This is a genomic window from Sphingopyxis granuli, assembly GCF_001559015.1.
In the GTDB taxonomy this organism is placed as follows: Bacteria; Pseudomonadota; Alphaproteobacteria; order Sphingomonadales; family Sphingomonadaceae; genus Sphingopyxis; species Sphingopyxis granuli.
On record NZ_CP012199.1, the window covers coordinates 2424508 to 2447025 of the forward strand.

Sequence of the window (22518 nt, forward strand, 5' to 3'; positions counted from 1 at the left end):
TCCGGAACGGCACCGGATCGGTCCTCACACCAGCCGGGTCCGTCCGCAACGCAGCGCGTTGACCCGCGCGTCGGCCTCGCCCAGGTGGAGGCCCAGCACGCCCGTCAGTCCCTCGATCACCCCATCGAGCGCCGGCGCCGCGGCGCCCACCGTTTCGCCGACCAGCGATGTCAGCGCGCCGGCATTGAGCCCGAGGCCGAGCAGGTTGACCCGCAAATCCATGTCGCGGGCCAGCGAGCGCGCCGCCCCGCCCGCAAGGCCTCTGCTCTCGACCGTCTTGACCGTGCCCGCCGCGATCTCGGCGCGCGAGAAGGCGAGCGATTTTTCGGATTGGTCCGCCAGCGTCAGCTGCGCCCGGGCATCGACGCTGGCGAGCGGCAGGCGCAATACGCGCGCCATCTGGGGTGCGAGCGGGCGCTGCATATTCGCGAAATCGCCGTCGTTGACCGTCCCGATCGCGAACGTCGCGGGCGAGGTGGTGACGGCCAGCGTCACGCCTTGATCGCTGCCGCCGCAATCCATGTCCGAAATCCGCGCCGCCGCCGATCCCAGTTCGGCGACGATCGGCAGTTCGACGCTCGTCAGCAGCGGCGTCGCGATCCGGCTGACGATCTTCAGCCGCACCTGCGCGGTGCGGACGACGACGTCCTGATCGTCGGTCACCGCGATCAGCGGCGATTGCGCCGGCGGCTCGCCGATCAGCAGCGCGACGTTGATCGCCGAGCCGCCCGGCAGGTCGCTGGCCAGCGCGAGTTCAAGCTGACGGTTGGCATTGCCGAGCGCCAGCATCGCCTGCATTAGGCTCATCAGATTCACGTCGACCCGGTCGGCGGCATCGGCGCGGATGCTCGACGCGCGTGGGCCGAGGTCTATTGCGCGCGAGGGGATCAGGGCGCGCGGCAGCGCCTTGTCGGCGATCGCCTCCAGCGTATCGGCGACCTGCCCGTCGCTCGCGCGCGCCAGCGCCGACAGCACCTGCGGCAGCGTCGCCTGCATATCCAACGTCTCGCCGAACGTCAGCGCATCGGCGTGCAGTTCGGTCCGCAACGCTTCGGAAAAGGCGAGCAGATCGACATCGGCGCTCGCCAGCGCCTGATAGTCCATCAGCGACAATTCGACGCGGCTGCCGGTCAGCGCGGAGAGCAGCGCGTTGGGAACGCCGCCGCGCAGCGCCGCGACGCGCGATCCCAGCGAAAAGGCCGCATAGCCGCGCCGCGCGCCCGTGGCGGTGACCGCGACGACGCTATGGCTTCGGCCGGTCAGGAAACTGCCGAAATAGAGCGGGCTCGGCCGCGTCAGCCGGATGCGGACGGCGTTGGGCGATACGCCCCCGGCGACGAAGCGCTGTTCCGCCGCGACGGCGGAGTCGGGCGTATAGCGTCCGGGCTGGAGCGCGGCGATCGCTATGCCGCAATCGCAGTTCGCGGCGATGATCCGCTCGGCCGCCGCGCGCTCGGCGCCCGGGTGAGCGGCGGCAGCCAGCGCCGCGGCGTCGGCAATTCCCTGAAGCTGGCGGCGGTCGAGATAGAGCGAGCCGATATCGACCGCGAAGGCGGCGGAGCCGATCAGCATCGTCATCGCAAAGGCGGTCAGGACGCTGACGCCGCCGCGCCGGTCGCAAGGTAAAGCGGAAAGGCGATATGTCTGGGGCATAGTCAATCCACCGGCAGTTCGAAGGTCGCGCTCGACCGGATCGGGCCGGCGGGCGACGGGACGAGCGAGGAACGCAGGAAGCTGTCTTCGGGCACGCTGAAGCTGACGGCGACGGTCAGCGCGTCGGCGGTTTCGGTCACGGCGACCGTGCGCGCCCGGGCGGAAAACCCCGCGACGCCGCTGAGGCTGCGGTCGACCGCTCGCTCCGCGATGCCGCGCCGGTCCGCCGCGTCGAGCCCGACGATCGCGGCGCGGGCGCCGTCGTTGGCGGCCTGCTGCACCGCGTGCGCGACCAGGAAATACTGGCCATAGACCAGCACGCCCATCAGCAGCGCGAGGAACAGCGGCAGGACGAGCGCCATTTCGATCACCGCCGCGCCCCGGTCGCATCGGGCAAGCGCATGATGGCATCGACCGGACTCGTCATTGCGAGCGGCGAAGCCGCGCGGCAATCCAGAGTGGGCGGTAACCGCTCTGGATTGCTTCCCCCGGATCAGGTCCGGGGTCGCAATGACGAAGTGGGTCAATCCAATGTCATCAGAGTGTATGTCGGATCGCCATTCAGAAGATGGCGAGTCGAAAATGGTGGTTTTCCGTAACCCGGAGCGCAGCGTGCTTGTTGCACGTGAGCACCGGAAGCGGGGAAAGCCGCCATTTGCAGGCCGCCAGAACTGAATGTCGATCCGTCCCGAGGCGGCACGGCGGGTCGATGGATCGAGGGGATGCGGACCTGTCATGGATCCGATCATCGCCGATGAACGTGAAAAGGCGGTCGCGAGCGCGGTCCGGCGCTTTTACGGGAAATGCGTAAAATCGCCGCGCCGCGATCGGCAGAAAAACGCTTTCCCGCCAATTGCTTGCGGGAAAGGCTTATCGAATCCTGAAGGGCCCGGCGGGCGCCTTTCCTTGCAATTGCGTCATTCGGCGGGCTGTTCGGCCTGCACCTTGTCCTGCGTCCGCAGGTCGAAATCCGACGCGTCGTGCCGTTCGTGAAGCTGGCTCGCCGGGTCGCCCATGACCCGGTTGACCATGCGGCCGCGCTTCACCGCGGGGCGCGATGCGATCTGGTCGGTCCAGCGCTGGACGTTCCGGTAATCCTGCACGCTCAGAAACTCGCCGGCGTCATAGACCAGCCCCTTGGCGAGCGCGCCGTACCAGGGCCAGATCGCCATGTCGGCGATCGAATAGGCAGAGCCCGCGATATATTCATTCTCCGCCAATTGCCGGTCGAGCACATCCATCTGCCGCTTCACTTCCATCGCGTAGCGGTTGATCGGATACTCCATCTTGCTTGGCGCATAGGCATAGAAGTGGCCGAACCCGCCGCCCAGGAAGGGCGCGCTGCCCATCTGCCACATCAGCCACGACAGCGTCTCGGCGCGCTGCGCGGGCTCGGTCGGCAGAAAGGCCCCGAATTTCTCGGCAAGATAGATAAGGATCGCGCCCGATTCGAAGACGCGGATCGGATCGGCGCCGCTGCGGTCGACCAGCGCCGGAATCTTGCTGTTCGGGTTGGCGGCGACGAAGCCGCTCGAAAACTGGTCGCCCTCGTGGATGCGGATCAGCCATGCGTCATATTCGGCGCCGCTGTGCCCGGCCGCGAGCAGTTCCTCCAGCATCACCGTCACCTTCACCCCGTTGGGGGTGCCGAGCGAATAGAGCTGGAGCGGATGCTTGCCGATCGGAAGCGCCTTGTCGTGCGTCGGTCCCGCGATCGGGCGATTGATGTTGGCGAAGCGTCCCCCGCTTTCCTTGTCCCACGTCCACACCCGGGGCGGCACATAGTCGGTCTGCTCGGTCATCGGAGGCTCCTCGCGCTGATTGTCGGTCGGTTCCCAAACTAAGGTCTTGGGGGGATTTAGCGTTCTGCGCGCTGCATCATCCGTTCGTCATGCTGAACTCGTTTCAGCATCCATGGCCGGACCCTCCCTTTTGTGCTGCCTTTCATTCGAGGGCAGACCATGGACCCTGAAACAAGTTCAGGGTGACGAAAGGGAGAAACTGCGCAGAAACCCAAATCCCCGCAGACCATAAGAAGGCGTCGGCTGGACGTCCACCGCCGTGCCGTTCAAATTATCCTTTGCGCGCGCAAAGCCGAAATGGCGTCGGTGTCATAGCCGAGTTCGGCCAGGATCGCGTCGCTGTGCTCGCCCACCTGCGGCGCGCGGCGCGGCGGAATCTTCGCGCTGGCGGACAGGTCGACCGGCGCGCGGATGACGGGCGCCGGCGCGGGCGTGCCGGGATAGGCGACCGGCTCGACCAGCCCCATCGCGGCAACCTGCGGTTGCGCCAGCGCTTCGCCCGGCTTGAGCACGGGCGCCGCCGGAACGCGCGCCGCTCCGAGGTCGGCCAGCGCCTCCGCGCTGGTCCGTGCGATGCACCAGCCCTGCATGATCACGCTCAGGTCCTCGCCATTGTCGCCGCGTAAGATGTCGCTTGCGAAGCGCGGATCGGCGGGTAGTTCGGGCCGCCCCACCAGCGCTGCCCAGCGGGCAAAGATCGGGCCGCCGACGATCTGCGTCACGATCCAGCCGTCGCGGGTGCGGAACAGGTCGGTCGGTGCCGATCCGAAGCTGCGGTTGCCGATCGGCTGGCGCTCGATGCCGTTCAGCGCCTCGTCGATTGTCAGGCCGTTCGACATGGCGAGCGCGGTGCCGAGCAGCGATCCCGACACGCACTGCCCCTTCCCCGTCGCCTCCCGCTCCCGCAGCGCGAGCAGCACGCCGAAGGCCAGATGCAGCGCGGTGCCGAAATCGACATAATTGACCTGCGCGCGATAGGGCTGGCCGGGCGTGCCAGTCAGATGGACGGTGCCCGACATCGCTTGCCCGATGGCGTCGAAGCCGACGTTGCGCGATAGCGGCCCCTCGCGGCCGAAGGCGGACGCCGTCGCCAGGATGATCCGCGGGTTGATCGCCGACAGGCTGTCATGGTCGAGCCCCAGCTTCACCAGCACATCGTGCGGCAGGTTGGCGACGACGACATCCGCCGTCTCGACGAGCCGCCGAACGATCCCGCGCCCTTCGGGACTACCCGGCTTCAGCGTCAGGGAGCGCTTGGCGCGGTTCATCTGCAGGAACATCGCCCCCGAACCGTCGGCGGCGACCGGGACGGTGAAGCGGTCGTCGTTGCCGCCCGGCGCCTCGATGCGGATGACGTCGGCGCCATAGTCGGCAAGCAAGGCCGCGCAATAGGGCCCGGCGATATAGCGCCCGAAATCGAGCACCCTGATTCCCGTCAGCGGCAAGACATGCTTCTCCTCCTGCTTCGCCACCGTCCCATGGCTCGTGGGGATTCGGATTTCGGCACAGTCTATCCCTTTCGTCACCCAGAACTTGTTTCAGGGTCCATGGTCTGCCCTCACCTGAAAGGCGGCGCAAAAGGAAAGGTCCGGCCATGGATGCTGAAACGAGTTCAGCATGACGAACGGATGAGGCAGCGCGCCGAACGCCAAATCCCCACAGACCATAGGACGACATGGGGCGACCGTCACCTGTCGAGCCCGCCAGGCTTCTCATCGAAAGCCGCGCCTTGCAATGATGGGGCAAGGCCATATGGTCGCGGCATATTTCAACAGGGGATCATCATTCATGGCGCGTTTCGCAATCGCCTTCGCGGCGGCTCTGGCCTGTTCGACCTCGGCCCATGCGCAGGCCGCCGCCGAAGCATCCGCCGCCGACACGTGGGACGTCAACGCCCCTCCCGGCATGACGACGCGCACGGTGCCGATCGCGGTCGACGAGGGAAGCTGGATGAACGTGGACGTCGCGCCCGACGGCCGCACCATCGCCTTCGACCTGCTCGGCGACATCTATACGATGCCGATCGAGGGCGGAACGCCGACGCGGATCGCCGAGGGGCTCGCCTATGAACAGCAGCCGCGCTTCTCGCCCGACGGTTCGCGCATCGCCTTCGTCTCCGACCGCGGCGGCGGCGACAATATCTGGGTGATGAACCGCGACGGCAGCGACAAGCGCCAGCTTTCCAAGGAGGATTTCCGCCTTCTCAACCAGCCGAGCTGGAGCCCTGACGGCCAGTTCATCGTCGCCAAGAAGCATTTCACCACCGGCCGCTCGCTCGGCACCGGCGAGGTGTGGCTGTATCATATTTCGGGCGGCGGCGGCGTTCCGCTGGTCAAGCGCCCGAGCGAGCGCCACCAGAAGGAACTCGGCGAGCCGACCTTCGCGCCCGACGGCAAGGGCGTCTATTACACCCGCAACGTCTCCCCCGGCCCGATCTTCGAATATGCGCAGGACAGCAACACCGACCTGTTCCATATCGAACGCTACGACATGGACAACGGCGCGATCACCACCGTCGCGGGCGGTCCCGGCGGCGCGGTGCGTCCGACGCCCTCGCCCGACGGCAAGCGCATCGCCTACGTCCGCCGCGAAGGCATGGAATCGAAGCTGTATGTGAAGGACCTCGCCTCGGGCGCCGAGCGTAAGCTCTACGACGCGCTCGATCAGGATGTGCAGGAAACCTGGGCCGTCACCGGCGTCTATCCGAACATGGCGTGGACCCCCGACAGCCGCGACATCCTGTTCTGGGCCGGCGGCAAGCTGCGCCGCGTCGCGGGCGACGGCGGCGAAGCGCGCGTCATCCCCTTCCGCATCTCCGACGACCGCGTGATCGTCGACGCGGTCCATCCCGCGGTGGCCGTCGCGCCCGACAGTTTCGAGACGCAGATGCCGCGCTGGGCCGAAGTGTCGCCCGACGGCGGCCAGGTCGTGTTCGAAACGCTGGGCAAGCTGTGGATCAAGCCCGCGACCGGCGGCGCCGCCCGGCGCCTGACCGCGGCGAAGGATGCCGCGTTCGAGATGTGGCCGAGCTGGTCGCGCGACGGCAAGTCGGTCGTCTTCGTGCGCTGGACCGATGCGGGGCTTGGCGAAGTCCACGTCGTCGGCGCCGGTGGCGGCGCGACGCGCAGGGTGACGAGCGTGCCCGGCCACTATGCCGAGCCGCGCTTCTCCCCCGACGGCGGGACGATCGTCTTCGAACGGCGCGGCGGCGGCTACCTGACCTCTGGACGCTGGGGCGCGAACCCCGGCGTCTATCGCGTCGCGGCGGCCGGCGGCACGCCCGAACTCGTCGACGCGGACGGCGCCAAGCCGCAGTTCGGGGGATCGGGCGATCGATTGTTCATGGTCGCATCGGGCGGCGGCAAGAGCCAGCTTGTCAGCACCGACCTGTCGGGGCAGGACAAGCGCGTGCATGCCAGCGGCGAGCTGGTCAGCGATTACGAGATCTCGCCCGACGGCCGCACCCTCGCCTTCCGCCAGAACCACGACGTCTATGTCACGCCGCTGATGCCGGGCGCGCAGGATGTCGCGCTGGGGATGAAGGGCGGCGCGCTGCCCGTGACGCGCGTCAGCGACAGCGGCGCCGACTATGTCCACTGGTCGAACGGCGGCTGCCGGCTCCACTGGACGCGCGGCCCGACGCTGTTCAGCGCCGACCTTTCCGCCCTGTTCGCCAGCGCGCCGGGCGCGAAGGCGGCCTTCACGCCGCCCGCCGCCGGCGTGTCGCTGTCGATGACGCAGAGGGCGGCGAAGCATCGCGGCGCGGTGCTGATCACCGGCGCGAAGATCGTCACCATGGCCGACAAGCAGGGCGGGATCGTCGACAATGGCGCGATCCTGATCCAGGATGACCGCATCGCGGCGATCGGTCCGGCGGGGTCGCTCACCGTCCCGGCGGGCACGGTGACGATCGACGCGGCTGGCAAGACGATCGTTCCGGGCTTCGTCGACGGCCACGCGCACGGCCCGCACGGCGACGACGAACTGGTGCCGCAGCAGAATTGGTCGGAGATCGTCAATCTGGCGATGGGCACGACCACCAGCCACAACCCGTCGTCGCGCGCCTCCGAAATCTTCGTCTCGTCCGAAATGCAGCGCGCGGGTCTGATCCTCGCGCCGCGCATCTTTTCGACCGGCGAGGCGATCTATGGCGCGAAGGCGGCGGGCATCTATGCCGAGATCGACAGCTACGCCGATGCGCTCGCGCATGTCCGGCGGCTGAAGGCGCAGGGCGGGCACAGCGTCAAGAACTACAACCAGCCGCGCCGCGAACAGCGTCAGATGGTGGTGCGCGCCGCGCAGGCCGAGGGGATGACCGTCGTGCCCGAAGGCGGGTCGATGTACGCGCAGGGCGTGACCCTGATCCAGGACGGCAATGCCACGGTCGAGCACAATATCCCGCTCCACACCTTCTACGGCGACCTGGTGCAGCTGTGGGGGCAGACGAACGTCGATTATACGCCGACGCTCGTCGTCACCTTCGGCGGCCTCGCGGGCGATCCCTATTGGCGGGCGCATACCAATGTCTGGGAGCAGCCGGTGCTGGCGCGGCACATTCCGCCGACCATCCTCGCGGCAGAGAACAAGCGCCGCGTGATCGCACCCGAAAGCGATTATGTCGACGACGATTCGGCGCGCGAGGCGGCGAAGATCGCAGCCGCCGGGCGCAACGTGTCGATCGGGGCGCACGGCCAGCAGGCGGGCCTCGGCGCGCATTGGGAGATGTGGTCGTTCGTCCGCGGCGGCTGGAGCGCCATCGACGCGCTGCGCGCCGCGACGATCATGCCCGCGACCGCACTCGGCTATGCGAAGGATGTCGGCTCGCTCGAGGTCGGCAAGCTCGCCGACCTCCTCATCCTCGACGCCGATCCGACCGAGAATATCCGCAACAGCGAAAGCATCCATCGCGTGATGCTGGGCGGCCATCTCTATGACCCGTCGACGATGAACGAGGTCGACACCGGGGCGCGGAAGCGCGCGCCCTACTGGTGGGAATCCGACCGTCCCTGACCATCGGGCGGCGACGCTCCGCTTTTGCGACTTGAGGGTTGCAAAGGCGGGGCATCGCCGCTAGGGGCGACGGCCTCAGCGAGGAGAGTTGGCTGAGTGGTCGAAAGCGTCGCACTCGAAATGCGAAGTGCCGGCAACGGTACCGAGGGTTCGAATCCCTCACTCTCCTCCAGAGCCTCTTCCAAAGGGGTTCAGCGCAGACCACTAGGATTGTTTTTCTTCCCATAAAACCGTCGTTTCCGAGCCCTACTGGGTTCGGCCATGTTCAGTCGCCTCCGCCTTTGGCGTGGTCTTAGAACGTGGTCCCGGTGCGCGAAAACGTGGTCTCAGAGAAAAACGATGTTGAACGACGCAAAACTACGCAGCGCCAAGCCCCGCGATAAGGCTTACAAGCTGACAGACAGCCACCGCCTCTATCTTCTCGTAAAGCCCAACGGCGGGAAACTTTGGCGCTGGAACTATGCCTATGGCGGCAAGCAGAAGAGTATGCACTTCGGTATCTATCCTATGGTGAGCCTTGTCGAAGCACGGACCAAGCGCAACGAAGCCCGCGCGATCCTAAGCGAAGGCAAAGACCCCGCCATCGTGAAGAAGCTGACCATCGAAGCGAATCGCAAGGCAACCGCCTGCACCTTCGAGCGGGTCGCGAGGGAATGGCATGAGGTGTTCAAGTCGCAATGGGCGCCGGTCCATGCCGACGATATTCTTCGCAGCCTTGAACGCGACGTGTTTCCCGCCATCGGCAAATTTCCGATTGCGGACATTGAGCCGCCGCTGGTCGTCAAACTATTGCGGGAGATTGAGGCGCGCGGGTCGATCGAAACCGCGAAGCGCGTCCGGCAGCGCATATCCTCCGTCTATATCTATGCCATTGCCGAAGGTGTCGCGAAATCCGACCCCGCCGACAAGCTGGCGGCCGTTTTGAAGCCGCTTCGTAAGGGCCGCCAGCCGGCTATCACCGACCTCAAGAAGCTGCGCGAAATGATTTGCACCGCCGAAGAGGACCCTGCCCGCCCCATTACACGGCTCGCCATGCGCTTCCTGGCGCTGACTGCCGTTCGCCCCGGCGAGTTGCGCGGCGCGCGATGGGATGAGTTTGAGGACTTGGACGGCGATGAACCGCTTTGGCGGATTCCCGCCGAGCGCATGAAGGGCGACCAAGATCGCAAGCGGGAGGAAGGCGGCGACCATCTTGTTCCGCTGTCGCATCAGGCGGTCGCCATCCTGCGCGCGCTATGGCCGCTAACCGGCGCGTGTCCCCTGCTCTTTCCGAGCAACCGCCATCCCCATAAGCCCATGAGCGAGAACGCCATCGGTTATTTGCTCAACCGGGCGGGCTACCACGGCCATCATGTGCCGCACGGTTTCCGGGCCGCTTTCTCGACGATTATGAACGAGTGGGCCGACCGCGAGGGCAAGGAGAATGATCGGGCGATCATCGACTTGATGCTCGCCCACGTTCCGCCCAAGAAATCCGAGGGCGCCTATAACCGCGCGGCCTATATGCCGCGTCGGCGCGAACTGGCGCAGCTATGGGCGGACATGCTGACTGCCACCCTGCCCTCTCCCTGGGTGCTGGTCGAACGCCCGTCGAAGCGGACTGGCGACCATTCGCGGCGGCGAGTGCCGCTGCCGGTATCGGTCGACTTCCGCTTTCCCGAACGTTCAAAGGCGGCATAGGCGACCGAGCCGCTTTCTGTCGGGGTATTCGAAAAAGGAGCGGGATTCTCCGGTCTTTTTGCCGTCGCATCGAGATTTTTTTCGCGGGCGGCATCGGAAAATCGGACTTCGCGCATCTTTGTCCCATCGGCGTGCATCAAGCGCGCATAAACCAGGGGGAGGACGAATGATGCGGACAGCTTTTGGATCGGCGTATCGGGCGCACGCGATGGCGGGCGTGGCGGCGGTGGCGGTGGCGATGTGCGCGACTCCGGCAATGGCCCAGACGCGCAGCTTCGACATCGCGGCGCAGCCTGCCGAAACGGGCATCCAAGTGTTTGCGAAGCAGGCGGGGATCCAGCTTCTGGCCGATGGCGCGAGCGCTCGCAACAAACGCACCAATGCCGTGAAGGGCGACCTCCCGGTCGATGAAGCCCTGCGGCGGCTGCTGGCGGGCACGGGCCTTGTCGCCAGTCCCGACGATGGCAGCGGCATCCTCATCATTCGCGCGGCGGCGCAGCAGTCGCAGGCGCAGTCCGACGGTGGCTATCGCCGCGAGGAAATCGTCGTCACCGCGCAAAAGCGGGTGGAATCGGCGCAGGACGTCCCCATTGCTCTCACAGCCCTGTCGCAGAAGAATCTGGAAGAGCAGAAAATTGAGAGCGGCGCCGATATCATGCGCGCGGTGCCGAACCTGACGTTCAGCAAGTCGAACTTCACCGGCTATAATATCTCGATCCGCGGCATCGGCACCAAAGCGATTTCGGCCACGTCCGATCCGGGTGTCGCGGTAAGCTTCAACAATGTAGGCATGATTAAGAACCGCTTCTTCGAGCAGGAATTCTTCGACATGGAGCGGCTGGAGATACTGCGCGGGCCGCAGGGCACGCTTTACGGCCGCAATGCCACGGGCGGCGTCATCAACCTAATCACCGCCAAGCCGAAGCTGGGAAAATTCGAGGGCAGCATCAAGGGCGAGGTCGGCAATTACAACAGTCGCCGCATGGTCGGGATGCTCAACATTCCGATCGTGCCTGATGCCTTCGGGCTGCGCGTCGCCGGGTCGATGACCGACCGCGACGGCTATGACTATAATTCGGTGACGAAGAACCGCATCAATGGACGCGATCTTTATTCCTTGCGGGCGACATTGGGCTTCGAGAACGACTGGCTGCGCGGCAGCTTCATCTGGGAGCGGTTCCGCGAGAACGACAACCGCTCGCGTACTGGCAAGCAGCTTTGCCATCACGATGACAGCCCGGACATGATTGGGTCGACGCCCACGCGCGAAGCTAACCCGAGCGCCATCTATGCCAACTACCAAGGGTTACGGGCGGCGATGTTCAGCACCGGCTGCAAAGCGGGAAGCCTCTATGACGACGCGGCCTTTGGTACGCCCAATGGGCTGGCACTCGCCTATGTCAATGGCTTGGCCTTTGCCGATTTTACATTTGGCGGTCGCTACTTTCCTACCGGGGGCAGACCCTCTGTTAGTGATAAGGCAAGTATCATTGACCCCAATGCGGATCCCTATGGAGGGATGATGCAATCGCGCGATCTGCGAGAAATAGCATCAGTCCGCGATCCGATCTATCGCGCCAAGTCGGATATTCTTGCGCTTAACCTAGACGTCGACCTGTCTGATGCTCTGACGCTGTCATCGCAGACAGCCTTCAATTGGGACAAGGTTTATAGCTTTCAGGATTATAATCGCTTCAACACTCTGCCGATCTTCAATGATTCATCCAGCTGGGTGGATTTTAACGGCAATCCAAGTCCCTATCAGGGCATGATGCCCGGTGGAGTTTTCTGCGATCCCCAGATCGGTTGCTCCGACACACTTGCGACCTTTGATATCTCTTCGGCCTATTCGAAACAGTTCGCTCAAGAGGTGCGCCTGCAATCCGATTTCTCTGGTCCATTCAATTTCAGCATAGGTGGTAATTACACGAAATTCAAAACGCAGGACGAATATTATGTCATGAGCAATGCCCTAACGGCTCTTGCTATGATAGGGCCGTTTAATGAAACGGGAACTATGACGCACTGTAATAGAGTGGCGTTCGGAAATGTTAAAGGTGCAGAAATGCCCATTGAAGAGGCCAAGTTTTGCCCCTACATTGATCCTAATTCTGTTGAAAGCATCAATGGCGAGGGGCACAATTATTTCCGATCATCTAATCCATACAAGCTGGAAAGCTGGGCGTTATTCGGTGAGGCGTATTATGATATCAGCTCGGAATTAAAGCTCACAGCGGGCCTGCGCTATACGCGCGATAAGAAGAACTTCACTATTGTGCCGAGTCAGCTGCTCCTCGCGCCAACTTTTGAGGGTGGCGGTATTGTCGCCAAAGGCCATCCGGCGGCGGGCAAGATCAGCCGCAAATGGGGAGAATATACGGGGCGCATCGGGTTGGACTGGCAGCCTGACGTCGGCTTTACCGATCATACGCTCCTCTATGCCTTCTATAGCCGCGGCTACAAAGCCGGGGGCATGAACCCGCCGGCTCCCGGCTACGCAACAACGGAGCAATTGATTGAAGCGGGATATGCTAGTCAGCTGATTGTCGATTTGCTCCCCGACGCCTATCCTATTCTAGAACTGACAGCGGTTAATTATGGCCCGGTCTTTGAGCCAGAATTTGTCAACGCCTTTGAAATTGGAACGAAGAATCTTCTTATGGGAGGACGCCTAACGCTTTCTGCCGGGGCATTCTTCTATGACTATACCAATTACCAGGTGTCACAGATTCGCGATCGTACAGCGGTTAATGAGAATTTTGATGCTAAGGTCTGGGGCGCCGAACTGTCCGCCATGTTCGAGCCGGTCGACCGGCTGCGCCTCAACGTCAATGTCGGTTATCTCAAGACTCGGATCGGCAAGGGGATGCAGTCGATCGACCCGATGAACCGGACGCTCGGCAATCCCGATTATGTGGTGACCAAACCGTGGGTCCAGTTGCCTTCCAACTGCGTGATTCCCCTTCACATGGCAGAGGCTTGGCTGCGGGCGAGTCAAGGCATTCAAAACTCGTTTGGCTTGTGTGGTGGCGTAGGCGGTACTCTCGGTCTTTTTGGTCCTCCGACCGATCCGCTTACTGGACAAGGTTATGATCCGGCCAATTATCCTGAGATCAACGGCGGCGCTGGTTTCTACACCGAACTCGGCGGTAACGAATTGCCGAACTCGCCGCGCTGGACGGTTAACCTTGGGGCGGAGTACACCATTCCCTTCAATGATGGCTGGAGCGCAACAATCCGCGGCGACGGCTACTGGCAAGCGAAAAGCTGGGCGCGGGTTTACAACCTCAATCCCTACGACCGCCTCCGCGACTGGACCAACTTCAACATCTCGCTCCGCGTCGATGGTCCCGATGACCTGTCGATCGAGGCCTATGTGAAAAACGTCTTCAACTCGACGCCGATTACTGATGCCTTCCTGAACAGCGACGACAGCGGTTTGACGACCAACGTCTTCACGCTCGACCCGCGCATCATCGGGTTCAGCATCGCGAAGAAATTCTAAGGTCCTCTCTCCACTGGGGGAACAACCTTGGGCCGATGCCCGCTTGCTCCCCGAGCAAGCATCGGCCCGGTTTTTTGGAAGGACATTGGTTTCTCAAGCACTCCCTCTCCCCAGAGGGCAAAACTGGACCGCCGCCTTGCCCCTTTCCGGAGCCGGGCGGCGGTCTTTTTTTGGGCGATTATATCCTTTTGCAAACTTGGCGGAGCTATCTCTCTGCTCGTCACCCTGAACTTGTTTCAGGGACCATGGTTGCCCTCCAAATTGGCGCGGCTTAGCAGGAGAGGTTCGGCCATGGATGCTGAAACAAGTTCAGCATGACGATGCTGGGGGCGAACGGACCAGAGGGGATGCCGATGCAAGACTGCCACGCTATCGCCGGATGCGAATGACATCCTCATCGACCTCGACGCGGGCGTCGATCATCTTCGCGACGGCGCGACCGAAATTTTCCGGCTGGTCGATCTTGAAATAGCCGATCAGGGATTTCCGGCCCAGCTCGTCGTCGGCCACCACCAGTTTGCGCACGTTGTAGCGGTTGAGCTCATTGACGGCAAAGGCGAGGCTTTCGCCGTTCAGCGCGAGCATCCCCGTCCGCCACGCGAGCGCGCGAACGACATCGGCGGGCGCCTCGACGACTTCCGCCGTGGGGGTCGCCTCCGCGACGAAGCCCTTAGACCCCGCCGCGATTCGTGTCACGTCGCCCGTTCGCCCCTCGACCCAGGTTTCGACGACGCCTTCGGTAACGAGGACGTCCACTCCGCGGGGATGGCGCCGCACGGAAAAGGCCGTTCCGACGGCGCGGACGCGGACGGCCCCGGCGGCGACGACGAACGGCCGCTGCTTGTCATGCGCGACCTGAAACCACGCCTCGCCGCGCTCAAGATCGACGGTGCGCGCCTTGTCGTCGATCGCGACCTCGACCTTGCTGTCGGTGTTGACGGCGGCGATCGAGCCGTCGGCAAGGGCCACCTTGCGAACTTCGCCCACGGTCGTCTCGATCGCCACACCGCCGGGCCGAAACAGCACAAAGGCAAGGCCGGCGGCGGCCAGCGAACCGCCGCCGGCCAGCATTGCACGGCGACCGATGCGGGGCTTCGCGTCGGGAGCCGGATAGTCCCTGGCCGATGCGAGCACGCGGCCCCGGTCGATATAGGTCAACAGCGCTTCGGCGCGCAGCAGCGCGCCCGCGTGTCGGGGATCGGCCGCCAGCCAGGCGTCGAACGCCGCTTGCCTGTCCGCGTCGGGCTGCCCTTCTTCGAGCCACAGCGCCCAACGGTCGGCATCATCGTCAATGCCGTTGTGGTCGATCATGCTCAGTCCCGTCATTCAGACGGCTTCCCGTATCCTGTTCGGCTTCGCCTCGCCCGATTTCGTCGAACAGCGCCTGGCGTATCAGCTTCAATCCGCGCAGCACCTGCTGTTCGACCGTATGTTCCGGAATCCCCAGGCGTTCGGCGGTTTCGCGCTGCGAAACGCCCTGAATGCGCCGCAACTCGAAAATCTCCCGGCATCGGTCGGGCATAGCCTCGATGATCCGCCTGACGCGCTCCAGCTCCATCCGGGCGCTGACCTGCCGATCCGGTCCCGGCGTGTCGTCGGCCAGAGTCAGCGCCTGCATCTCGGTCATGCTGTCGATCCGCACGACCCGTTCGTGCCGGATGCGCATCAGCAGCACGGTGCGCGCCGCCTGAAAGAAATAGGCGCGGCCCGACCGGATGTGCGCCACGCTGTCGAGCTTCGTGAGTTGGAGATAGGTTTCATGTATGATGTCGCTGATTTCTTGTTCGGGGACGGCCATGGAGCGGAGACGCACGCGCAGTTCACCTTCATAGGGAACGATGTTGCTCCCTACCCAAGCCACAACGTCACGCCGCCCCTGCCGCACTCCCCCGATCCTATCCGTCAGCCTCTGTTCCAGGGCCTTGCATATAGCAAGATGCGCGAGCGCGGAATTTCCGATGCGGGAAAGCAAAAAAAGGCGTCGCCAAGCTTCTCACCCTGGTGAGGATCGACGCAGGCAGAACGTGAAGGCGGGCGATGCAAACCGTGTGGAAGCAGGTCTCCGCAACAGGGGGGCGGTCGTGTGTTTGCCTCGGATCATCGCAAATTTGCCGCTTTGGGCGGCAACCGGCATCGGAAAACGGCTCGATCGGCATCCTTCTTCCGATGAGCGTTATGGGCGCAAGTCATCAGGACGAGTTGGGGGCGGATTTTCGGGATGCGTAGCATCATTGTTTCAGGAACGGCGATGCTCGCGGCGGTTGCGTTTGGCGTCGTGGGCATCGCCACCGCAGGGGCCGCCCCCGCCGGGGGGCAAAGCATCGCCGGTATCTGGGCGACGGGCAGCGAGGGGGCGCGCGTCCAGATATATCAATGCGGGGCGGCCCTCTGCGGCAAGATCATCGACGCGACCCGCATACGCGCCAACCCCGACCAGCGCGATGAACGCAATCCCGACCGCGCGCTTCGCAGCCGCAAGCTGATGGGTCTCGTCGTCTTGAGCGATTTCACGGGCGGTCCCTCTGAATGGAAGGGCGGCCCGGTATACGACCCGGAAACGGGCGACGGCGCGGCAACCGGATATTTGAAACTCCGCGCCGATGCAAAGCTGGAGGTGAAAGGGTGTCGCGCATTTTTCTGCCGCACCAAGGTTTGGACGCGAGCGCGCTGAACCTTTGCCGGGCGAATGCCTCAACCCACTATGCATCACCAAATCCAACAATGTTGAGTATATTCAACAACCGGCGCGGTGTCCCTCCATCGCAATCCAGGGGTGGTACATATCGGAGGCGGCGGTCATGCCGCTGGACCGGCTGATCGCGGACCATGCGACGCTGGTGCGCGCCGCAACAAGCGACGCGGAAATTCATGCTCATACGCTGAGCGCGGCCCGCGAACTCGGCTTCGATCGGATCGCGATCGTTCATGCGCTCTGGTTCGTGCGGCCCGGTGCGCGGCTGATCTTCCTTCACAATTTCGACGAGTGGGGCGAAATCTTTCTCGCCCGCCGATACTACGCGCACGATCCGGCACTGCTCACCGCACGGCGCACGAACAAGCCCTTTACATGGACCGAAATGGTCACGATGAACCCACCCGATCGCCTCGGTGCGCGCATTCTCGGCGAGGCGGGTCGCCATGGCTTGCGCGCCGGCTTCACCGTTCCGGTCGCCGTTCCCGGTGAACCCGGTGGTTGCTGTTCCTTCGCGACCGACGCGGACGAACTGCCGCCCGCCGCCTATCGCCGCGCCGCCGCGTGGATAGCCGGTGAAGCGTTCGAGCAGGCCCGGCGGCTCCACGGCTATCCCGTGTCGGTCGAGGACAGCGAGGCGCCGCATCTCAGCCCGCGCCGGCTCGAATGCCTGTGCTGGGCGACGATCGGCCGGACTGACGCGCAGATCGCGCTTATCATGGGCCTTAGGCCCAGCACTGTTCGCACTTACATGCGCGACCTGCGGTATCTGTTCGGCGTGTGCAGCCGCACGGAACTCGCACGGGCCGCGCAGCGGGCGGGGTTGATCGGCCTCGATGATGTATTTCCATGATGATGTGGATGGGCGCGGGCGACGGCCCCCGCGAAACGGACCGCCCGCTACGGCGCTACAGGAGAGCGCGCGGCCGGTCCGTTTCGCTCCCGCTGGTGCAGGAATCCCGGCTGATCGGGGCTTCGGGAGTAGGAAACGGCGACGGCAAGATAAAAGCAAAATCTCGCGATTTTGCAAGTGTTTGTCTGCACATCATTTTTCAGCGAATTTAGCGAGACTCGGCAATTCTGCGCGAGATACTCTTGCCAGGAATGGCGGATTTCTACGGATCTTCGTATGAAATCGCGAGACACCTCGCGGGCGGGCGCAAAATCGTCGATATTGATGCCGGGGAGCGTCATTTCGGAACGAAAGGACACCACATGCACAATGACAGGGTTGCAACGAGCTATTCGCGACCGGGCATTGAGGCGCTGGAAACCCACTTCATTACGCCCGACGATTTCGTCCGCCTAGCGCGAATATCGCGCCGGACGCTCGACCGCTATCGCCGCGACCGTCCATCGGGCTTTCTGATCGAATATGACATTGGCAGGGGCGTCAAACCGCGCTCCGTTTCCGGTTGGACGAGATGCAAGGGTGGCCGGAAACGCGCGCGTTGTGGTGATACTGGTTCAACTATAGAGAGATGTGATTGTCCGCATGAGCGTGTTAGAGAAAATGCGTTGGGGTCCCGATGCTGACTGATTACGAACGACTAGTTTCGAATTACGTCTTTTGCTGCTTCCTCTGCCCCATATGCCCCGGCGTCTAAGAGTTTTTCATATACATCCATAGCTCTTGCTCTGAGCGGCCCGTCGTTGCGTTGGAGGGCGACGGAGACTTGCACAAAATCCTTGTCGATGAACCCGCGATGCTGACCGCCCTTCTTGTCCACGATCAATTCGGCTATTCGCTCTGTTACATGCATCACCAGCTCATCGAAGCCGGGATATAACAGAAGCGATTGCAATCCGTCAGCAAACCTGCCGGTTAACGATGCTGTCAGTAATTCTTGGTTCTCAGCCACGGCGTTCACCAATTCACGAGTCAGATCATCGGCAGGAAGTGTATCTCTCTTGTCAACCGCAGATGAAATCGCATGGGCCTGATCACCTACGGCGTCAGATGCAAATTTCATCAACAATTGATGGGCTAATGGCCGAAGAACGGTATCACCATCTCGCCACGCAGATGCAGTGGTGAAGAGCTGCCCCGTCAATTGCCAAGACATTTCTTCGGTCAAATGGGCGCTTAGTTTCTGCGCTGCCACGTTGTCCGGATAAACCAATGCTATCGCTTGCGTGTATTCCGCCGCAGCTTGCGTAAACGGCTCATCTTCCGTTTCAAACCATGCGGTGATAATTTCGATCAGCAGATCATCAGGGAAGATGGGGCGATTTTGCCACAGAATGCCGACGAGTTCCACACTTTGGAAAATACGTTTGTCCTTCTCCCACAAGGTGCGGAGAAGCGTCTGCACGCAGTCACGATCAGCCCAGTAAAGCCAGTCGGATTGCCAGCATAACAGGAATGACCAAATGTGGGGGTCTTCGTCCTTTTTTGCTTGTTCTTGGAGGATTGAAATCCACTGCTCATAATCAGGCTCATTGCGGGCAATCAGGCCTTTGAATATGGCATCTAGGATCGAAAAGTTATCTTGTGGCACGATCCGCATTTCACCAAGTCGGTGAGCGTGAAACAGAAAGGGCTGAGACATCTCCCTCTCGCGCTTGTTCATCTCCTTGTTTCTGAGTTCTCTGTCTAGTCGGCCCTCAATATCGTTCGCAATTTTTGCGGGGTTGTTTTCCAGCCAGCCCTCAAGCATCACTATAGTAACATCAGGCAGTCCGGAGAGCTTTCCTGCAATCCGAGCGAGCGACCATGAGGCGAATGTCTTCCAAGTTCTTGATGAAAAACCCCGATTCGAAAGTTCATGGATCAGCGCAAGAAGTTCATCAGCCGGATAGCCGCCCCCCTCGGATAGTTTGTGAACAAGTTCGGCCGCAGCATTTTCATGCCGACCGGCGACAAATTTCGTCCTAGCCATTGCAATGGCACGCTCTGGCTTTTCTTTTGCAAATTCTGCAAAGGCGCGTGAAAGCTCCTCCACGCCACCATCCATCGATATTGGCCGCCGCCGGGAACGTCCTTCACTGGTATCGTTGATTTCATCTAACATCTTGAAGATGTCGTCATCGCGGGCTTTCAGCATCGCCGTATGCGGCATTGGCGATCCTACAAAGGTCGCCATCGATCCGCCCCGCTTGCGAGCTATCGGTCTCTTTCTGGATTTGCGCCACTCTGCCACTTGCCGCCTACGCATCGGCGACAGAAAGCGGCTCGGCAATCTTTCCAGCAACTCTATCCGGTTTTCATCAGCCCACTTCAGCCTTTGCAGGCGAATAGAAGGTTCATCGCCCTTATCGAAATCAGGGCCGTAAAGGTTCCAACGCTCAATCCCATCTCGAATTTTTTCGACATCATGGTCAGGCAGATGAGGCGCTATCGCCTCGATTAGTTCTTGCGACGTCAATCCGCTTTCAATCGATGACATTCCCGGTTCCAACTGAACAGGGGCGTCGCCGAGATGGAACCGACGTTCATCGCCCATAAGAAAATCATAGGCGTCGATGGCCAGCGCTTCGCCGCCTGCAATATATGCATGGGCTACAATTTCCTGCGCTTGCTCAATCTCCACCTCAGCTAGAGCTTTGAGATATGATCGCGCATACTCAGGTTGACTTTGCGCAAACCCGTTTACTGCGTCCCGAAACGCTTCGAGAACTTTGTCTCTTTCCTTATCAAAATCCCAGTCCCATGGAAGGGAATGAGATTTTGGAAATCGCTTAAGGCCTTCGCGGAACGGTTGCACGTCCTTCGCAGCGCATGAAAGAAAGCCCGTCAATAGCTCTTCCGCAAACTCCCTCGGAGCCGCGTCCGCTAGCTTCTGCACATTATGCAGCGAGGGGTTTTGGCGTCGGTCGGCTTCGATAGAGTTGAACCACAGGGATACAACTCTGGCAGCTTCACGGAATCGACCATCGCCCCGGAGAGCCGATGCAAAACCCGATATTGCAAATTCATCGATTTGTGTTCGGGTCAATATGGTTCTGACTAAGTTCTCAACCGTATCACTGATAACACCGGATTGCTCGATAACGCGAAAAGCTAGTCCGTCCTTCTCCGGCTGATCCCAATGCTCTCCAATGAGCTTGACGATGCCGTCGGCATCCAGCCGTGCTTCGCCAGCTAATAAGCGTATCGCGGGCCAATGGAATTCTTCGTTTGTCATCAGCCCGGCGAGGCATTTGCCCAGCATGGGTCGCCATTCAGGCCATTGCTCGGCAATTTTCCCAAGCGCGCGGTTCGCAAGGATCGGATCATTCTGTATCAGGGCCTCCACCCATGCGCCTTCCTGCGCAGTGGGGAGACGAGCGGTGGCAATGACATCCACTATCAGATGCTTAAGGTGACGTCGGGTTTTGGCTTGCCATAAAAGGACTGTTACGGCCCGCTCGTAAGATGATTCATCAACTTGCCGGAGGCGCTGCAAAGCCCGGAGTACGGTGCCGCGCACGAACAGGCTGTCTTGGTTCTGCCATGCATATTCGGCAAGATCCGTTCCCGTCTTGAAACTCTTGGCCTGAAAATCATCCAGCCATGATTGATGACTGAACCCAACCTTTGGGCCACTGCGGACAACTAGGCCCGCCGCCTCTGCAATGGCGAGCGCATCCTTATGCTCTGCAACGAATGCATCCAGCGGCCGCCATAACGTCTCTGTTCGCAGCATCTCATTTGCGAGTTTTTCCATCAGCCGAAGCACGGCTTGACGGCTCTGGTCATTCCCCAGATCGGCAGTGGCTAGCCACATATTTAGCAATTCGCCGTTAGCCACGTCTTCTGCGCTGACACCCCGCGATACCAAGTCTACAAACAACTTGAGAGCAAACGGACGACGTAGGGTCTCCTTGAGCTGCGCTGAAATTTTGGCGCCGTCGATCCCAAGCAGGGTCAAGAATACCAGAACATCCTCTACCGATGGCAGGCTGAGTATGATTTCTTCTGCTTTTAGTTGCTGAAACCGTGCGTCATGCGACGCCTCAAATGGCCGGGAAGAAACGATAACGTGAACGGGAAGGCGGCGATCCCGGACATTCCGGATCAACCGCAACAGCACTCTCATCCTATCCGATGAGCGATCCATGACATCGCTTACCGCATCCAGTTGATCAATTATCAGCACCACCGCTTGCACGCGTGCCAACGCATGAAGCTCATCTGCTAACGGTCCAGCCATTCCCAGCGCACGGACTAAATCGTCAAATGTGGCAACGGTTGGCGGCAGCGTGTCCGCCTTGATCCCGAAAACGATGAAGTCGCCAGCTTCCAACTCTTCGGTTAATTTCGACAGCAGAGCGGACTTTCCTGATCCTGCTTCACCAATCAGCAGCGTTGATCCGCTTCGCTCACTCGCAATTCGATTTTTTAAATGCTCCAGTTCGGGCCGTAGAAGCTCGCGTCCCATGATATCTCTCGGCCAACAGCGCAATTCATCCGATCCGGCTTTCGCATCATTTCGCGCATCATCAATATCGATCGCAGCGGCGGCGCTTGCCCTTTGTTGTCGGTCTAAAATTTTGATAATGGTATCTGTGTTCTGGAGTGTCTTTTCGGTTGCCGAAAAATGGCCCACGTCCCGCCAGTGTTTCGATTGATAGAATTGAGACCGAAGTTCACGGAGCATGGCAGCAAATGCGTTCTTAAGCTCAGTCGGCTCCGTCTGGAAAATTCGCTTGAGAGTTTCGTCGGCACTTTCCCCAACGGCATAGCGTTCAACGAACATAGCAACGAATTCGCTCGCCAATCCATCTGGGTCCGGAAGCTTTGAAGGATTGACAATCAGGGTTTCCAGAACGGGAACAAATACGCCTTGCGCAAAGCTCTCTGATCGTAAATCCGCAGCCAATGCCGGAGCCATGGAGATGCCCGCTTCAATAGACTTTGATCCAATTTCAGAGATTTCTTTTTTGGCGTTTGCGGATTTGAAAAGATCGACGCCTTTCGACCCAGCATATCCAAGAACGGCATCGCTGATCGCCCCAATTATGATTTCAGTTAGCATGGTGCTTTGTATCTCGAAGTTTCGTTTTCGAGCAACGTGATATCGCAATCCGCCTCAATCACCTGAATGCTGAGATGGGGAAGGCGAGGCTTTCGAAACAGCCCTAAATCTATATGCGAGAGAAAGATTTCCCTCCTTCAAGTTCAATATCGAAAGAACTTTTAGCATGGAGGTGAAGGCGCCCCCCCTTCACACCGCGCCGCCCCGTAATCGATC

Annotated in this window: 12 protein-coding genes and 1 tRNA gene; 6 read left to right on the forward strand and 7 right to left on the reverse strand. The window is 61.4% G+C overall.

Features of this window, described 5'->3' with window-relative positions:
- Positions 1-24: 24 nt before the first annotated feature.
- The 4 genes from SGRAN_RS11230 to SGRAN_RS11245 all read right to left on the reverse strand — a co-directional run bounded on the left by SGRAN_RS11230 (position 25) and on the right by SGRAN_RS11245 (position 4927).
- The gene (locus SGRAN_RS11230) at positions 25-1653 is read right to left on the reverse strand and encodes a TadG family pilus assembly protein (protein WP_067183663.1); all 1629 of its coding nucleotides are present in this window, start codon (positions 1651-1653) and stop codon (positions 25-27) included.
- A gap of 2 nt (positions 1654-1655) precedes the next feature.
- On the reverse strand, positions 1656-2024 hold the full coding sequence (locus tag SGRAN_RS23005) for a TadE/TadG family type IV pilus assembly protein (RefSeq protein WP_404950371.1): 369 nt from the start codon (positions 2022-2024) through the stop codon (positions 1656-1658).
- Positions 2025-2570: 546 nt separating this feature from the next.
- The gene (gene yghU, locus SGRAN_RS11240; protein ID WP_067183670.1) at positions 2571-3455 is read right to left on the reverse strand and encodes a glutathione-dependent disulfide-bond oxidoreductase; all 885 of its coding nucleotides are present in this window, start codon (positions 3453-3455) and stop codon (positions 2571-2573) included.
- Positions 3456-3721: 266 nt separating this feature from the next.
- Positions 3722-4927: a CaiB/BaiF CoA transferase family protein gene (locus tag SGRAN_RS11245; RefSeq protein WP_237233489.1), complete on the reverse strand. Its 1206-nt coding sequence runs from the start codon at positions 4925-4927 to the stop codon at positions 3722-3724.
- Between the two features lie 316 nt (positions 4928-5243).
- Between SGRAN_RS11245 and SGRAN_RS11250 the strand changes: the two genes are divergently transcribed.
- The 4 genes from SGRAN_RS11250 (at position 5244) to SGRAN_RS11265 (ending at position 13650) form a co-directional block, all read left to right on the forward strand.
- Positions 5244-8465, forward strand: a complete 3222-nt coding sequence (locus SGRAN_RS11250) for an amidohydrolase family protein (RefSeq protein ID WP_067187041.1) — start codon at positions 5244-5246, stop codon at positions 8463-8465.
- Between the two features lie 82 nt (positions 8466-8547).
- Positions 8548-8637: transfer RNA gene (locus SGRAN_RS11255), tRNA-Ser, on the forward strand.
- Positions 8638-8804: 167 nt separating this feature from the next.
- Complete coding sequence (locus SGRAN_RS11260) at positions 8805-10145, forward strand: tyrosine-type recombinase/integrase (RefSeq protein WP_067183673.1); 1341 nt, start codon at positions 8805-8807, stop codon at positions 10143-10145.
- 166 nt (positions 10146-10311) lie between these two features.
- A complete protein-coding gene (locus SGRAN_RS11265) occupies positions 10312-13650 on the forward strand; it encodes a TonB-dependent receptor domain-containing protein (RefSeq protein ID WP_082737206.1) in 3339 nt (1112 codons plus the stop codon).
- Between the two features lie 369 nt (positions 13651-14019).
- Here the strand turns inward: SGRAN_RS11265 and SGRAN_RS11270 are convergent, their stop codons facing one another.
- Complete coding sequence (locus tag SGRAN_RS11270) at positions 14020-14976, reverse strand: FecR family protein (protein ID WP_082737207.1); 957 nt, start codon at positions 14974-14976, stop codon at positions 14020-14022.
- Positions 14939-15535: an RNA polymerase sigma factor gene (locus SGRAN_RS11275; protein ID WP_148650857.1), complete on the reverse strand. Its 597-nt coding sequence runs from the start codon at positions 15533-15535 to the stop codon at positions 14939-14941. Before SGRAN_RS11275 ends, SGRAN_RS11270 begins: the two co-directional genes overlap by 38 nt.
- Positions 15536-15898: 363 nt before the next feature.
- Between SGRAN_RS11275 and SGRAN_RS11280 the strand changes: the two genes are divergently transcribed.
- On the forward strand, positions 15899-16321 hold the full coding sequence (locus SGRAN_RS11280; RefSeq protein WP_082737208.1) for a DUF2147 domain-containing protein: 423 nt from the start codon (positions 15899-15901) through the stop codon (positions 16319-16321).
- Between the two features lie 127 nt (positions 16322-16448).
- Positions 16449-17195, forward strand: coding sequence for a helix-turn-helix transcriptional regulator (locus SGRAN_RS11285; protein ID WP_067183686.1), 747 nt, complete (start codon positions 16449-16451; stop codon positions 17193-17195).
- A gap of 697 nt (positions 17196-17892) precedes the next feature.
- Here SGRAN_RS11285 and SGRAN_RS11290 read toward each other — a convergent pair.
- On the reverse strand, positions 17893-22302 hold the full coding sequence (locus tag SGRAN_RS11290) for an AAA family ATPase (protein ID WP_082737209.1): 4410 nt from the start codon (positions 22300-22302) through the stop codon (positions 17893-17895).
- Positions 22303-22518 lie beyond the last annotated feature (216 nt).